At 60.3% G+C, this 15,376-nt stretch carries 16 protein-coding genes; 12 read left to right on the forward strand and 4 right to left on the reverse strand.

All coding sequences use genetic code 11. The annotated features are described in order from the left end of the window. Positions 1-34: 34 nt before the first annotated feature. The 10 genes from M2281_RS08180 (at position 35) to M2281_RS08225 (ending at position 12,052) form a co-directional block, all read left to right on the forward strand. Entirely contained in the window at positions 35-622 is a 588-nt protein-coding gene (locus M2281_RS08180) for a hypothetical protein (protein ID WP_280820564.1), read from the forward strand. Next, positions 619-3,663, forward strand: coding sequence for a hypothetical protein (locus tag M2281_RS08185; protein WP_280820565.1), 3,045 nt, complete (start codon positions 619-621; stop codon positions 3,661-3,663). The genes M2281_RS08180 and M2281_RS08185 overlap by 4 nt, the downstream gene beginning before the upstream one ends. A 3-nt stretch (positions 3,664-3,666) precedes the next feature. Further along, on the forward strand, positions 3,667-5,448 hold the full coding sequence (locus M2281_RS08190) for a carbohydrate-binding protein (RefSeq protein WP_280820566.1): 1,782 nt from the start codon (positions 3,667-3,669) through the stop codon (positions 5,446-5,448). Next, the gene (locus M2281_RS08195) at positions 5,445-5,870 is read left to right on the forward strand and encodes a hypothetical protein (RefSeq protein ID WP_342394248.1); all 426 of its coding nucleotides are present in this window, start codon (positions 5,445-5,447) and stop codon (positions 5,868-5,870) included. Before M2281_RS08190 ends, M2281_RS08195 begins: the two co-directional genes overlap by 4 nt. Before the next feature lie 169 nt (positions 5,871-6,039). Continuing rightward, positions 6,040-6,876 carry a polysaccharide pyruvyl transferase family protein gene (locus tag M2281_RS08200; protein ID WP_280820567.1) on the forward strand — a complete coding sequence of 279 codons (837 nt, stop codon included), beginning with the start codon at positions 6,040-6,042 and terminating at the stop codon, positions 6,874-6,876. Positions 6,877-6,908: 32 nt separating this feature from the next. Then, positions 6,909-8,060: a hypothetical protein gene (locus M2281_RS08205; RefSeq protein WP_280820568.1), complete on the forward strand. Its 1,152-nt coding sequence runs from the start codon at positions 6,909-6,911 to the stop codon at positions 8,058-8,060. Positions 8,061-8,373: 313 nt separating this feature from the next. Further along, positions 8,374-9,054, forward strand: a complete 681-nt coding sequence (locus M2281_RS08210) for an outer membrane protein (RefSeq protein ID WP_280820569.1) — start codon at positions 8,374-8,376, stop codon at positions 9,052-9,054. A gap of 145 nt (positions 9,055-9,199) precedes the next feature. After that, positions 9,200-9,523, forward strand: a complete 324-nt coding sequence (locus M2281_RS08215; protein ID WP_280820570.1) for a hypothetical protein — start codon at positions 9,200-9,202, stop codon at positions 9,521-9,523. Positions 9,524-9,541: 18 nt separating this feature from the next. Next, a complete protein-coding gene (locus tag M2281_RS08220; protein WP_280820571.1) occupies positions 9,542-9,805 on the forward strand; it encodes a hypothetical protein in 264 nt (87 codons plus the stop codon). 1,572 nt (positions 9,806-11,377) lie between these two features. Beyond that, positions 11,378-12,052 carry an outer membrane protein gene (locus M2281_RS08225; protein WP_280820572.1) on the forward strand — a complete coding sequence of 225 codons (675 nt, stop codon included), beginning with the start codon at positions 11,378-11,380 and terminating at the stop codon, positions 12,050-12,052. 120 nt (positions 12,053-12,172) lie between these two features. Here the strand turns inward: M2281_RS08225 and M2281_RS08230 are convergent, their stop codons facing one another. The 3 genes from M2281_RS08230 to M2281_RS08240 form a co-directional block, all read right to left on the reverse strand. After that, the gene (locus tag M2281_RS08230) at positions 12,173-12,607 is read right to left on the reverse strand and encodes a DUF1772 domain-containing protein (protein WP_280820573.1); all 435 of its coding nucleotides are present in this window, start codon (positions 12,605-12,607) and stop codon (positions 12,173-12,175) included. Between the two features lie 140 nt (positions 12,608-12,747). Then, positions 12,748-13,050: a hypothetical protein gene (locus M2281_RS08235; RefSeq protein ID WP_280820574.1), complete on the reverse strand. Its 303-nt coding sequence runs from the start codon at positions 13,048-13,050 to the stop codon at positions 12,748-12,750. A gap of 139 nt (positions 13,051-13,189) precedes the next feature. Further along, positions 13,190-13,333 carry a hypothetical protein gene (locus M2281_RS08240; RefSeq protein WP_280820575.1) on the reverse strand — a complete coding sequence of 48 codons (144 nt, stop codon included), beginning with the start codon at positions 13,331-13,333 and terminating at the stop codon, positions 13,190-13,192. A gap of 214 nt (positions 13,334-13,547) precedes the next feature. Here M2281_RS08240 and M2281_RS08245 point away from each other — a divergent pair, with 214 nt between their 5' ends. Beyond that, entirely contained in the window at positions 13,548-13,997 is a 450-nt protein-coding gene (locus M2281_RS08245) for an RbsD/FucU family protein (protein WP_280820576.1), read from the forward strand. Positions 13,998-14,006: 9 nt separating this feature from the next. On the opposite strand, the gene M2281_RS08250 is transcribed toward M2281_RS08245, so the two are convergent. Next, positions 14,007-14,549, reverse strand: a complete 543-nt coding sequence (locus M2281_RS08250; protein WP_280820577.1) for a DUF488 family protein — start codon at positions 14,547-14,549, stop codon at positions 14,007-14,009. A gap of 161 nt (positions 14,550-14,710) precedes the next feature. Between M2281_RS08250 and M2281_RS08255 the strand changes: the two genes are divergently transcribed. Continuing rightward, positions 14,711-15,364, forward strand: coding sequence for a 5-formyltetrahydrofolate cyclo-ligase (locus M2281_RS08255; RefSeq protein WP_280820578.1), 654 nt, complete (start codon positions 14,711-14,713; stop codon positions 15,362-15,364). Positions 15,365-15,376: the final 12 nt, after the last annotated feature.

Consider the following 15,376-nt stretch of genomic DNA (forward strand, 5'->3'; position numbering starts at 1 on the left):
GACCACATGCAGGACTTTGCGATTTCAGCGGGGAATGGGGGCGTTTCATCGCAAATCCTCGGCGGATACTTTCGACCAACTTTCTGATTTTGAAGGATCGACGATGGTTTCCGCCGGCTGTCTGGAGAGTGATTTTTCGGAGCCTTCGCCGCCTCCGCGGGCCTCCCCGCACGACGAGCGTGTCAGAAGCATCATTTTCGACCTCCGTCGCGCAGCCGGCAGCGATCAGCCTGCATGGGAACTTGGTGGTGCTGTGTGCGCCTTGGAAGAGGCCGTGAAGGCAAGAGACGCCGAACAGCTCGACCTGGACGATCTCGTGGACATGCAGCTCGCGGTGATCGAAGCCGCGCACGTCGTTCTGCATCACCATACGGCCGCCCGCTATGTTGAGGACATCGGGATCGGCTTGTCTGCGGTCATCAAGCTTCTGAAGCGATGGGCCTGTGGAGACGGACATCCTTTGGCGGCCGGCTTGTCCGAAGAGATCCGCATATTGCGAAATGCGCTCCACAACGCCGACTTGCACGTACGCCGCCGGGAGCGGGAGCTGACCCAGCAGCACCGGCGCGCCGCGTGCTTGTTCGAGGAGATCTTTGGCCCTGACGTGCGGGGGGTCCAGTGATCATCAATTTCGAAGGCCAGCGCATCCAGGTCCCTGACGATGCGACCGATGCCGAAATCGAAGAGGTCCTCAATTCTATTTCACCGGCCAAGCCGGCCGCGCCGGCAGATGTTCGCGACGCAAGCGGCGTTCCTGGCGGTACTGCCGGCGCTCCTGAGCCGGAGCCGTCGATTGTCGATACGATCATGGGTGCGCTCGGCTACGCCGGCAACACCGGAGCCGTCGGGCTCAACGGTGCGCGTCGCGGCATGGCCGAGTTCGCGGCACTTCCCGGCTTGGCAGTAGACGCGGCCAACAACGCGCCGCGGCTGCTGAACCTTCTACCAGGCGTCGACAATGTCGGCCCAATGACCGATCACCCGTTCCTCGGTTCGCAGATGCTCGCCGACAATTTCGACGCGGCATTGCGTGCTCCGGCTGAACTCGGAGCGGCAGCCTACAACAAAGCTGCGGAAGCCGTCGGATCCGATAGCCGCGCCCAGGCTGACCGCCAGCCGGAAGATGCGTTCCAGCGAATTGTTCACCGCGTTGGCCGTGAGGTCGGCGCAACGGCCGTGCCTGTCGGCGGCGCTATCGGTGTTGCTTCGCGTGTCGGTGTTGACGGTGCGCGTCAATTGGGGCCGCTGGGGCGCTTCTTCGTCGAACCTGCTGCCGTTGCACCGGAAAGCGTGATCGCCAAGGAAGCGACCTACGCGACCGGCTCCGGTATGGGTGCCGGCATCGCAAACGAAGCCGCCGGCAACTCGCAGGACGGCGACAATTTCTGGTCCGACTTCCTCGGCTCGCTTGCCGGTGTCGGCATCACGGGGTTGGCGAGCAAGGTGATCGGCACGGGCCGCAATGTGCTCGGTGCGGTGACTGGCAAGCCGAACTACATGGACGACGTTGCCGGCGAGCAAGTCGTGAACCAGATCATCGACAACTCGTCGAGCCTCGCCGACCAGTACGCTCGCACCGGGCAGGTCGACACTCGGCCGCTTGCGCGTCAGCTCCGTACGCCGTCAGCCGCCGAAGATGCGATCCCCGGCTACGTCTCCAATATCGGCGACCGCAGCGGCGATCCGGCACTGATGACGCACGCGCAGAATGTCGACATGGTTTCGCCTGGCGCGGCCAACATGCGACGCACGGCCAACAACCAAGCGATCGACGCCAGGATGGCCGAGCTGGCCCCCAACGGCGACCCGGCTGCCTTCAGGTCTTCGCTCGAGGCCAACCGCGACAGCACGATCGCCCGTGCGGCGGAAGAGGAAGATCTGGCGCGCGCCATCTTCGGCGACGCGAACCAGGCCATCGAACCGACGATGCCGAACGCTTCGGCTCGTGGGTCGTCCCTGCGTGCCGGCCTTCAGGACGCGAAGGATACGCTGCGCTCTGCCGTCGACGAGAGCTGGGACCCGATCAACAACGCAACGACGAAGGTGGACGTCGGCCCGCTCCGCGACCGCTTCGCGCAGGTCGACGAGACGCTGCCGTTGAATGATCGGCAGCGCTTCCGGCCGACAGAGGCCAACGTTCCGCAACAGCTCGCGCCGGCGGCCAATGACGCTCCGGTTGCGACCGGCCTTCTCGACGCCAGCGGCAACCCGATCATGCGGGACGCCAAGCCAGTGCAGGCGGAAGTGCCGCTCCGCGAGGTGACGAGTGCCCGTTCCGGCCTTTCCGACGATATGCGCGCTCAGCGTGCGAACGGCCAGAACCAGGCCGCTCGCGTCGGTCAGAAGTACGTCGACGAGATCGACAGCTTCGTCGAAAACGCCATCCCGACCGAGCTGCGCCAGCAGTACGATGCGGCCCGCGCCGCTCGCCGCGACATGGCCGACCGTTTCGAGCGCCCCGGCACGGCAATTGCCGAGACGCTCCGCAAGCGGGAGGGCGGCGGCTACCAGATGAACGACAACACGGTCAGCGGCCGGTTCGTCCAGCCGGACGGTGGCCGTCTCGACGACATGAACGCGGTTCTGCGCGAGGCCGGTGACGACCCGCGCGTCAGGACGGCAATGGCCGACGAGATCCTGGCGCAGGTCCAGAAGAACGGCCTAGCCGATCGCCCGGACGCCCTCGAGCGCTGGATGACCGAGCGGCGTTCGCTGCTCGACAACTTCCCGGAGTTGCGCGATCGGCTTGGAAAAGTTCGCGAAGCGCGTTCCGCCGTTTCAGCCGCTGAGTTTGGTCGACGAGAGACCGAAAAGCGCCTCACGGTGCCCGGCAGGTCCGCACAGGCGACATATCTCAAGTATGGCGACGAAGCGACCGTCGACGCGATCAATGCGGTCACGTCCGGGCCGAAGCCGCGCGAGGCCGCCCGCGAGCTCCTTGCGGCTGCCGGCGACACCCCGGAAGCGCGCCTGAACGCCCGCTCCGCGCTGTGGGAGAGCGTCAAGACCAAGAAGTTCTCCGCACCGGATGCCAAGGGCGCCGAGCGCTGGGATGCAAAGCGCCTGAAAGCGATGTTCGACGACCCGAAGGTTTCGGCCGTCGCCGACGAGTTGTGGGCCGACAACCCGCAAGATCTGGCGGACATCAAGGAGGTCTTCGGCGCGCTGGCCGGCGCGGAGGGGAGCGTTCGCACGCGCGCCGCCGGATCGTCGGGCACGGCTCAGGCACTCGCCAACAAGTTCGATCCGTCGATGACGGCCAGCTCGATCGCCAGCCGCGTCCGCAGCGTGCATCGCGGCCAGTTGTCACCAGGTATTGCCGTGGTCGATTTGGCTGCGACATATCTGCGCAATCGCTCGGCCAAGGTCCAGGCCCGCGCCATCGACACGCTGTCGAGCGCCGTCGTGAACAACCCCGGATTGGCCGCCGATCTGCTCGAGCGCTACAACCCGGCCGATTGGGCGGCCCGCCGTCGGATGATCGCGCAGAAGTACGGTGTTCGCGCCACGCAGATTCTCAACCTGCTGGACGAGGCGCACGGCCAGGACGAAACCCGCGACGCGATTGTTGGCGACGAGCCTGCGCAATCCAGGCTGCTCGACATTGTTGGGCTGATCTTTCCCAGAAATATCGACATCAATAATCGGCCGAAAGGTATGTGAGCAATGGCTGAACCCTCCAAATACAGCCCGTCCTACAGCTTCACCGGGTTCCAGACGCAGAACCCGATCTCGCCGCTCCCGGCTCCGCGCCTCGATGAGCAATTCCATAACATTTCGAAGGCCATCGGCGATGGCGCTGACGCCGTTAACGACATCCGGCGATCTGACGGACGGTTGAAGAACGGGATTGTGACCCCGGAAGCCTTGTCACCATCTCTGACCATCGGTTTCTCCATGCAGGGGCAATGGTCAGACGGAGAGCGGTATGCAGCCGGTGACGGCGTCGTCCACGCGCAGAAGTTCTACACGGCCCTCGTTTCACACACGGCCACCGCGGCCAACGAACCGGGCGTGGACAGCGCAACGTGGGCGTACCTGTTTTCGGTTGACGACCTGGTCGTAGCCGGCGCTGCGTCGTTCTACGGGGCGAGCTACGTCGGCGACGGCGCGACGAAGACCTTCGCACTGCCGATTGCGCCGGCCAGCCCCAACAATCTGTGGGTCAAGATCGGCACCGTCGTTCAGAGCGTCACGGCCTATGCCGTTTCTGGTACAACCGCGACGTTGGCAACGCCCCCGGCCATCGGCGCGTCGGTCGAGTTCCGCGTGCTGGCGACGATCGGCGTGCAGGAGCTCGAGGACGGCGTCTATACCGCCCGCGACACGGCCGTAGCGAAGGCCGCCGAGGCGGCTGGATCTGCGCTCGCGGCTGCCGGTTCAGCAAGCGCCGCGGCCGCCAGCGCCGCAAGCGCGCAGGCCTCTGCTACGACCTCGGCTCAGGATCGTGTTGCGACCGGGCAGGACCGCACGCAGACCGGCCTTGACCGGGCCTTCGCAAACAGCGCCAAAGATACCGCCGTCGCAGCCCGAGATACGGCGGTCGACGCGAAGGACACCGCCGTAGCCGCCAAAGACACGGCCGCGTCCAAGGCCGCTGATGCGGCGTTGTCCGCCTCGTCAGCGCTCACGTCCGAGGTTGCGGCCTACAAATGGGCGCAGGAAGCTGAAGACACGCCCGTTGTAGGCGTGCTGTATTCCGCCTTCCATTGGGCGCACAAGGCGGCCAAGGCAGTCACCGGAAACATCGGCGGCGCGATCGCCAGTACCGTATCGAAGAGTGCGCCGGATGATAGCGACAGGTTGGGTTTCGCTAGCAGCACTGACGGGTGGTCGCTCCGCTATTTGACGTGGGCGAACCTGAAGGCTGTCATCGCCAGCGCGACGATGACAATGACCAACAAAACGTTTGTTGACCCGATAATTGTTGGTGCTGATCCATGGGCGTCCAGGCCGATCGGAGAGCCAGTTGCTGTGTTGAGCAGCATCGCAGGCGTTTCGGCTCCGCCGAAGGATAAATCCTATCGCTACGTGCTGCTGACGGCTGGTCAGACTGGTGTAGGGGCGTACAACGAGGGCATTCTGACCGGCGAAATTGTTACCGGCTCTGCCCCCTTGGTGGTCGCCACGGCCGTTGTTAATCTGGCCGGGAGCCCCATTAACGGCCAGACAATCCAGCTCATCAACACCGAGCGCCGTTTCTTGCGCGCGGGTAGTGCCGGCACGATCGAGACAGACGCGTTTCAAGGCCACTGGCACACCTTGAACACAGATAACGGTCTGCAAGGCGGCTCCGGCACGACCTACTACGGCAAGGCGACCAGCAATAATACTGCGAACTCTGGTGTCCTCGATCCGAGAACCGACGGCGTTAACGGAGCACCACGCACCGCCAACGAAACGCGTTCGAAGAACATCGGCGTCACCTACTACATGAGGATCAAATGACCTACTTCGCGTTTGAGGACGGCGTCGGGCTGGATGATGTTGACGGCGCTGTGGAAATCTCAGCCGTTCAATACGAGGCAGCCATTGAGGGCATGCAGAACGGTAGGGTCGTGACGGTAGTGGGCGGCGAGTTCGCTGTTGTGGACAAACCAACCGAGCCTAAGCCGAATCCAGAACCGGAAGGCGATCCGCAGGTCCCACCGGCTGTTTCAGCCCGTCAGTTCAAGCTGCAACTCTTCTATAGCGGCCTTCTGGATGATGTTGAGGCTTGGATTGCCGCCCAGGACCGTGCGGTTCAGATCGCCTACGCCAACAGCGGCTCCTTTGTTCGCACCGAGCCCATGATGCAGCGGGGCTTTGCTGATCTCGGCTTTACCTCCGAGCAGATCGACGCGTTCTTTGCGGCTGCCGCCGCGCGCTAATTCCTTCTCCTTGCGCCTCTATTCTATTCTGTATTGCTTGATATTGGTAACTATGTAAAAGAAATCGCGACCCGCAATCCTGGCGCGCAAGCTCCTCTGTAGCCACTATTTTCTTTGTTCTAGCATTACTTGCCGAATCTACATCTGAAGATATAAGGGTTTTGCGATAATGAAGATATCTCTCTTAACTTACTCCAATTCTAATAACATTGGGGACAATATACAAACAATCGCAGTTTCTAAGCATATTGATCAACGATATGACCTCGTTGATAGAGACTTTATTAATTCTTATAATGGTGAACCGTGTGTCGTGGTTATGAATGGCTGGTTTACGCATGAGCCACGTAATTGGCCTCCGGCTCCGGGAATTACTCCAGTCTTCTTCGGCTTTCACCTGATACCGGAGCTTGCCGCTGAGTTCGAAAAGCACAAAGCCTATTTCGAGCGCTTTGCTCCGATTGGCTGCCGTGACCAAGCTACAGCAGACATGATCAAGAGTTGGGGCGTTGAAGCATACGTCAGCGGGTGCGCCACCATGACGTTCAAGACGCGCTCAAAGGAGCCGGACGATCCGAAGATTATTTTCGTTGACCATACCCGACGGGACTTTCACCGTGGTCAGCGGAAAGGCTGCATCGAGCTTGCGCATGAGGCGCCGTTCTATATTTCGGGCTCAACCGCTAAATTTGCGATCGCAGGGGAACTGCTGAATTACTATCGCCAGAATGCGGGGCTGGTTGTGACAAGCCGCATACATTGTGCGATGCCTTGCGCCGCCATGGGTATCCCAGTGGTCTATACCGGCAAACGAGATGGTCGAACCGCGATCATTGATATGATCGGCATCCCAACTGTCAAAATACGGCACTTCCCCCGAACGAAAATCACTAGTCTGCCGGCGCAGAAACCATCGTTTGAAGACGTCAAGAGACGCGTCACAAGCGATCTTCATGCGCGGCTTTCCTCCCATGGGGTGAAGGTGCGAGCACCCTGCGACGGTTAGCGCGAAACGATAGACCACAGGGAGAAAGTATCTTGGCTACGCTCACGCTTGCATCGAAAGCTCAAGGGTCGAAGACGATCATCAGCGCCTTCATCGGCGGCAGACTAGATAAAGAGATATTCTATGATATCGACGGCGATGTGACGGTCAGCGATGCTGGGTTTGGGAATGGCGCGACGGTCGCCTTTCTGCCTTACGCGATGCGACATGGGTTGCACCTGCGCATTGAGGATCCCGTCGATGCCGACCTGCTAGAGAAGCTTGATGAAGCGCAGGACGCGTGGTCGCGTCTGCATCCGACGGTCTTTCGGCGCGTCGACATTCACGCTGAAAATCCTCGTCCTACTGCGCTTGCGATGGACCGATCCGCCGTCATGGCATTTTCTGGCGGCCTCGACGCCAGCTATGCCTTGCACGCACACAAGCGACGGCTAATCGGCCGTCGCGCCCTGGATGTGAAGGCGGGCGTACTGATCCACGGCTTCGACCTACCCTTGCACCAGCCGGATTGGTTTTCCCCAGCCGTCCGAAGAGCCTCAGCTATCCTGGCGAACTACGATATCCCACTCGTTACCGTGCGGACGAATTGGCGCTTGCTTGATGTACCATGGGAGCAGTCTCATATATTTGGAATTGCAAGTGTTCTGCATCAGTTCAAAGGGAGAGTTAGCCACGGGGTCATCGCGGCCGACTCAGCCTATGACGGAGACGATCTGAAGTGGGGCAGCAATAGCGTCACAAATCAGATGATGAGCGGGTCATCATTTCCGATCAGCTTTACCGGGGCAGGCCAGTCTCGCACGGAAAAAGCTGGCGCCTTGGTCGGAGAACAAGCGATTCTAAACAGTCTGCGGGTTTGCTGGGAGCGACCAGAGAGCCTTGGTAATTGCGGTGTTTGTGAAAAATGCATCCGCACGAAGCTGAACTTCATGGCTCACGGTATCACTGATGTTCCATCACTTGGTGCAGAGCCCACGCCTGCACAGATACGCGATATCAGAATAACTAGTCAGGCCTTGCTCAGTTTGTACGTAGAATTGCAAGCCCATTCCTGGACGGATCAACCAACAATCAAACGCACCCTGTCTCAATTGGTCGCCCGCGGTACAAAAGGCCCAAGTAAACTTGGAAAGCTATTCAGGAAGTATCGCCGATCGATTGAGAAGCGTCTTCCCTTCTTTTAGACGACTAGTCCAAGCGTGACGGATCTCTAACCATTGAACCGCCACATGCCAGCAGCGTAGTGCGTTCGTGACCACCGACGCGACGCGCAGGCTTCTCGGACCAAGCAGCCCGAGGGCCATTTAAAGTTCCGGACGTGGAATGACAAAGTGCGGTGCCATCATGTTGCTGGCCGGCAACCGCAAACATTCATATTAGAGATATGGCATTGAAATGTTTTGGAAACTTGCCGGCAGTGTTGCGGCATTGCAACAGACTTTTTGGGTTTCGTCGCATAGCTATCAGCGACCATTATTGCCTGATTTGAGGATTCCAATGTTTTCGAAACGCATCGCCGTTCTGGCCGCATTTTCAACGCTTCTGTCGACCGGCGCCTTCGCCGCAGATATCGTGTCCGCACCGGAAGTCATACCGGTGTTCAACTGGACCGGTACTTATATCGGCCTGAACGCTGGCTTCGGCGGCGGCAAGTTCAAGCATGAGATGCCCGGCGTTGGCCCTGCCATGTCCTTCAACCCATCGTCCAATGGTTTCGTTGGTGGCGTTCAGGTCGGTTATAACTACCAGATCGACCAGTGGGTCGTGGGTGCCGAGGCTGATTTCCAGGGCGCCAGCATCAAGGGTGAAACCGATCTCGGCTTCTTCGTGGGAGGACCCAAGCTCGGCACCAAGCTTGACTGGTACGGCACGGTGCGTGCGCGCGCCGGCGTGCTGGCAACCGATCGCCTCCTGGTCTACGCAACCGGCGGTCTCGCCTATGGTCACACCAAGACATACATCGAGGACGCCGTCCAAGGCATGAGTGTGTCGAAGACCAAGGCCGGCTGGACCGTCGGCGCAGGCGTCGAATATGCCGTCACTGATCACGTCAGCCTCAAGACTGAATATGCCTATACCGATCTCGGCAAGGCACGAGTCTTCGAGCAAGGCGGTTTCGGCCTCGATCGGAAGGTAAACTTCCACACCGTCAAGTTCGGCATCAACTACAAGTTCTGATCTGCACTCCCTTGTGACTTCTGGCCCCGGCGAAAGCTGGGGCTTTTTCTTTGGGGTTCTGGGTGCCAGTTAGGTCAGGGAAAACGTGGCGCCGCGACGGATTAGTCCGATTGCGAGAATCGGGGCTACCCGCTTAGATCACGCCATGAACGCAACCGCCGCCTTCATCTCCGAGTTGATCCGAGCCGCCAACGAGGTGCCTAACGTCACCATGGCGGAGCGTGCTCGTCTATTGCAACGTGCTGCAGCGACGATCCGCGAATACCGAGATGAGATTAATTATTCAGAGACGCCGGCAAACGACAGCGGGAGCCAGGAAGATGTTGTCTATTTCCTGAACGAAGCGGCAAATTTTGTAGATGAATTCTCGGACAGCGAATTTGCGGAGACAATCCTTGAGGCGATAGCCGTCATCCGGGCAGCGCAGATCCTGCTTGAGGAAAAGAGGAACATCGAGCTGGGCGAATAACCTTGGGAGGACGTGGGGATGAGACACCGCGGCGCGGCCCTAGCTGCTGTTGCCGGCCTTTGGGCAACGGCAGCATTTGGACAGCAAACATTCGGGGGAAACGAGTGCACCGACGATTGCTCTGGCCATAAGGCCGGATACGAATGGGCAGAACAGAACAGCATCACTGATCCCGCCGACTGCAATGGTTACAGCAGTTCCTTCAATGAAGGCTGCGAGACGTTCATCGATGAGCCCTACCGAGGCGCAGACGAAGATGACGACGGCAACGAGATTGATTGAATGCCCATCTCAGATACGACCCGGCATACACTTTCCGTCTCGCCGTGAGCTTTAGAGCGGCTGGTACTCCGGCGCACCCCCAGCGGACGCGTGCAAGCCTGAAGCAAGCCGCCGAGGCCGCGCTACCCGACTGGCTACTCACTTCAAAGGGCGCTCTCTCTACAAGGAAGTTCGGCTTCCACGGGCGCAATAATGGCGAATCAAGTGCCACTTGTGCGCCGCAAAACATAGACGTTTCGAACCGAATCGGACTATTCTTGTAGAAATTCACTCTTGCACGAGCGAATTGGCTTTTGGGAGGGACCATTAAGCCGTTGATTTGTAAAGCATAATTATCTGCCAAGATATTCACAACTTGGGCAGAACTGCTTTACTTGACTCTTGAAAGTGATTCACTCCATATCGACGGTGCGACAGGGAATTAACCTTGTCGTCGATGCGACAAAGCCGGGGCGGCAACCCCGGCTCCGTATCGAAAACTGCAATGCTTTAGGCGGCTTGCAGCCAGTCAATAGCTACACGCGCATCCATACGCGCAATGGTCTGGTTGTCAAGTCGTCTAAAGCTTAGATTGGAGCTCTAGACTATGAATCAGAACGAACCACTGTACCATCTCACCTTTGACGACGCAGTTGACGTTTGGCTTCGCCACTGGGCCGGTGAATACCAACATCACATCGCGGCTTCCTTCCGGGTTAATCCCGGACGGGTGAATGACGTTCTCAAGGGACGCAAGCACGCTGGCAGCGAACAAGTAGCCGCCTCGAAAAGGAGCGCGGCGTAATGGCTGGCGCTAGCCACAGCATCCTTTGCGGTCGCTGCAAAGTGCCCATAGAGGGGCCGAGCGACGGCAACGACCAGAGCGTGTTTTCCTGCCCCCGTTGCGGGGTCAGTGACACGCGTAAGGAAGTTCTGCGCATCGTGGCCAAGCATGTTGAGGAAATCACGGCGCGCGCTATGCAGGAAGGACTCAGGAATTCGATGCGGGGAAACAGGTTCATTAAGTTGGACTCGAAACCTGTCCCAAAGAGAACCTACAAGTTCATCTCGGACTTCAAACCGAAGTTTTGACATTGTTATACCGGCGGGCTCCGGCCCGCCGGTTCCTTTGAGAGCATCGGACTGGCAACTCACGGCGGCGGTCGGAAACAACCGACGATCTTCGACACACGTTCGCCAGGAGCGGCAACCCAACTGGCGGTGCGTCGTGCTGACGCACTTTCGGCCGTATCGCATCGCCCTCATTTCACCAACAGATGCATTTCGCATTGTTGGTATCTTTGTTGGTATGAAGCAGTTCCGTTCTTTAAATTAACAAGCAAGATCAATTCATTAACCGGGAAATTAGACGCCTCTCCTGGCACCATCCCTTCGGATGGTTTTGTTTTTCCTCGCTTTTCTAAATTTCTTTGACTTGTTGGCCATCGCGGATGGCGAGCGATTTTGCTCGCCTCTGAGGCTGCTTCAGCGCAGATTGCGGCATGTCATTTACACGCCTTTACATGGGCGTGATTGTCTGATCCGGAGATTGTGTCCAAACCAGTTTTATTCTTACCTGATTTGGAGATTCACGTGTTTTCGAAACGCATCGCTGTCCTGGCGGCATTTTCAACCCTTCTGTCGACCGGCGCATTCGCCGCGGATATCGTGTCGACCGAGCCTGCACCGGAAGTCATCCCGGTGTTCAGCTGGACCGGTGCTTATGTCGGCCTCAACGCCGGCTTCGGCGGGGGTAAGTTCAAGCATGAGATGCCCGGTTCCGGCATGTCCTTCAACCCACAATCCAGTGGTTTCGTAGGTGGCGTTCAGGTCGGTTATAACTACCAGATCGACCAGTGGGTTGTGGGTGCCGAGGCTGATTTCCAGGGCGCCAGCATCAAGGGTGAAACCGAATTCGACTCCGGAGCCAAACTCGGCACCAAGCTTGACTGGTACGGCACGGTGCGCGCGCGCGCCGGCGTGCTGGCAAACGACCGCCTGCTTGTCTACGCGACCGGCGGTCTCGCCTATGGCCGCACCAAGACGCACATGGAAGCCCCTGACGCCGGCGTCAGCGACTCGAAGACCAAGGCCGGCTGGACCGTCGGCGCGGGCGTTGAATATGCCGTCACCGATCACGTCAGCCTCAAGACCGAATATGCCTATACCGATCTAGGCAAGGCACGGGTCTTCGATAGCTTGGGATCCGGCCTCGATCGGAAGGTCAACTTCCACACCGTGAAATTCGGCATCAACTACAAGTTCTGATCTGCACTACGCAGTGACTTTTGGCCCCGGCGAAAGCTGGGGCCTTTCTTTTGGGGCGTAGCCATGGCGGGCGGGCGCCGATCGATACCCTCCCAGCAGCAGCAGCCAGCGGCGATGGGTTCACAACCCAGACAGCGCGATCAGGAACGCGATCGCCGCCAATGCGCCGAGCAGCGTGCGAACCGCGTGCAGCGAGCCCCATTTTTCGATCAGCGCCCTGCTTTCCGGACCAGCCTCTGTTTTCCCCATAGCCATCAGCGTGTTGTTGGTTGGCAGGATGACCAGGAGGGTCCAGGGCCAGTTGGCGATCATGAAAATGGCGCCGACCAGAAACCATGCCCCGCCCGTTTGCCACCACGCGATCAAGCCGAACAGGCAGCCGACGGCGGCGAGTGGGGCCTGCATGGCAGCGCCCCGCTTGTAGGCCAGCTTCCATTCCGAAAGCAGCCCGGCGTCGTCGAGGGTCAGACGTGCCGGTTGTTCGGCAACGTTGACATAGAGCGCCGCGCCCGTGAACACCGCAGCGCAGATCAAGGCTAGGTGACCAAAGAACATCTTGTTGCTCCGCTCCTGTCCAGCTTCACAAGCTAGAGCGGTTCACGGCCTGATTGAAATACTGCTTCTGGCCAATCAGCCTCAATGAATCGGAGCTGGTGTTTCCGGCTGTTCCTGCCACCACGCAGCCGTCCGACGGCTCATTCGAAATTGCTCACGGCGGAGCAGAAACCGTCTTCCTGGTCATCCTCCGGGGACGCGCACTCGGCCCGGATCTGATTGCGCACGTCTGGCGACAGGGCGTTCCACGCGCGTACCAGCTGTTCGGGCGGGGCAAGCCGGTTCATGCTGCCATCGGCATAAAAAGCCCCGACGATGTCGGGGTCGGCGATCACCCGCTGCGTGCCCGGACCTTCGGGCGCATCCTCGTCTTGATCCTGGGCGAATGCCGGGCCGCAGGAAACGGTCGCAAGCAAGGCGGCGATCCAAAGCAGTCTTTTCATGGTTCGATCCCTTTCGATGGTTCTGGCAGTCGCGAGCCGACGCCAGCCGGCAAGCCCGGCCCAGATAACCGTTCCAGCCGGCGGGTCCGCACTGCAGCGGCCGCGCTCGCTTGTCCTCCCACTATGCTGACCGCCGCTACTAGTGGGTCGAGCCGATGCCGCTGGTGCCCATATACGGCGTCTCCCAGGGCTGGGCGTAGTCGCGATTGCCTACCCACCCGGTCGTCGTGCAGCCAGTAAGAGCCGGCACCAGAAAGAGTGCCGCAAGGAGAAGCAAGCGCATGGCCTTTACCTCCTGTTTAAGCCTGAGATGGCACCCCGGAGGGCGCCACGGGGTCAAATAGCGCGGCAAGGGCCGGTGGACACGGTCGAACAATTCAACGTGTGGTCGTGATGATAAAATCATGCCACTGCATCTTGGCGTCGAACGCTGAACCGTGCTCCATAGTCACAAGAGCCGCACCGGAAACGCCAAACGTTATCGAGGTAGACAAGTCATGCTGCGAGGCATCCACCCCCTGCTCGGACCCGACCTGCTGCACGCCCTGCGCACCATGGGCCATGGCGACGAGATCGTGATTGCCGATGGCAACTTCCCGGCCAGCACGCTTGGCTGCCCGGTGATCCGCGCCGACGGCGTCAAGGCAGAGCCGCTGGTCGAAGCAATCCTCACCCATATGCCGCTTGACACTTTTGCTCCGGCCTCGGCCTTCCGCATGGCCATGGTCGAGACGCCCGAGGAAGTGCCGCCGATCTGCGTCTCCTTCCAGTCGATCATCGACCGACTGGCCGGCCCGTTCGTGGTGGCGCCGCTGGAGCGCTTCGGCTTTTACGAGCGCGCGCGGAAAGCGGCCTATGTGGTGGCGACCGGCGAGCTCCAGCTCTACGCCAACCTGATCCTAAAGAAGGGCGTGGTGACGCCGAGCGAGTTCGAACCCGGCTGGTAGGGTTGATCTTCAATCTCCCGGCTGAGGCGGATAGGCCAGCGTGCCGTCCGCTTGGCGTACGGCCTCGGGCGTCATGGTCGCCGGTTCGATCCGGTCGTGGTCCATCAGATGGAAGACCGTCTCGCTGCGCACGATAAGATAGTCGGCGACGATGCGACGATGGCAGCGCCACCACACGCTTTCCGCGCACATGAGGGCGAGACGTTGCGCGCGGCCCAACTCCACCAGCCGGTGGAGTGCGGCGCCAAAATCCGCGCTCATCGCGTAGTCGGCATAGTTGTGAAAGCTCTGGTTTTCCCAAAAGCTGTTGACCGTGGCCGAGATCGTTTTCGAGCGGCTTCGTAGGCCACCAAGTTCGACGATATGGGTGTAGCCGATACCGAAGGGCGCGAGGTTTTGCGGCAGCACGTCCGCATTGTATTGCGGGTTGGCGCGCGAGCGCGGCACTGTGCGGATGTCGACCACCAGCTTGACCTCGGCGCGCTGCAGCAGATGGACGAATTCGTCGATCGTGCGCGTGCCATGGCCGATGGTGAAGAATGGCTGCTGCATGACGCCTCCGCCTGCCCCGGCCTGCGTTGCAGCAGCGGCGGCCCTTGGCGTCAACGCGGGCGTCAGTGCCGGTTTTGTATTCGGCCAGCAGGTGTTTGGCTTTGCCTTTCGCGCCTGCGAGGCGGATAGTCTTGGCAAGCAGCCTACGGCAGGGAAGTCCCATGAGCGACAACGACAATGCGCGCGGCTATGCCTCCCCACCCTGTTTCATGCATGAGCTGACGCCGGATTTTCAGCCCGACGACCGGCCGGCCGATGCAACCGCCTGGGCCGACGTAAAGCGCTGGCGCAAGGCCGAGCGGCAGCGTTTGATCGACGCGCGCATGGCCATGTCGGCAGACGAGCGGGCGCGGCGCACGGAGACGATCGCGACGGGGCTCACCGAGGCGATCGGCGCGCCCGGCGGAAAACTCATCAGCCTCTACTGGCCGTTCAAGGGCGAGCCTGACCTGCGCGGCTGGATGAACCAGACTATTGCCGCGGGCGGCCGCTTCGCGCTGCCGGTGGTGATCCAGGCCGGCCATCCGCTGGAATTTCGTGCCTGGGCGCCGGGCGAACCACTGGAGCGCGGCGTGTGGAATATTCTTGTGCCCTCGAACGGGCCGGCTGTGTTTCCCGACGTGGTGATTGCGCCGGTGGTCGGTTTCGACGGCGAAAACTACCGGCTGGGCTATGGCGGCGGCTTTTTCGACCGAACGCTGGCGGCCATGCCGCGAAAGCCGCTGGTGCTGGGCATCGGCTATGCGGAAGCGCGGATCGCCACCGTCTATCCGCAGCCGCACGACATCCCGATGGACAGGATCATCACCGGCTGAGCGGTGCCCGAC

This window comes from Pseudaminobacter soli (ex Li et al. 2025) (genome assembly GCF_029892515.1).
Lineage (GTDB): Bacteria > Pseudomonadota > Alphaproteobacteria > Rhizobiales > Rhizobiaceae > Pseudaminobacter > Pseudaminobacter soli_A.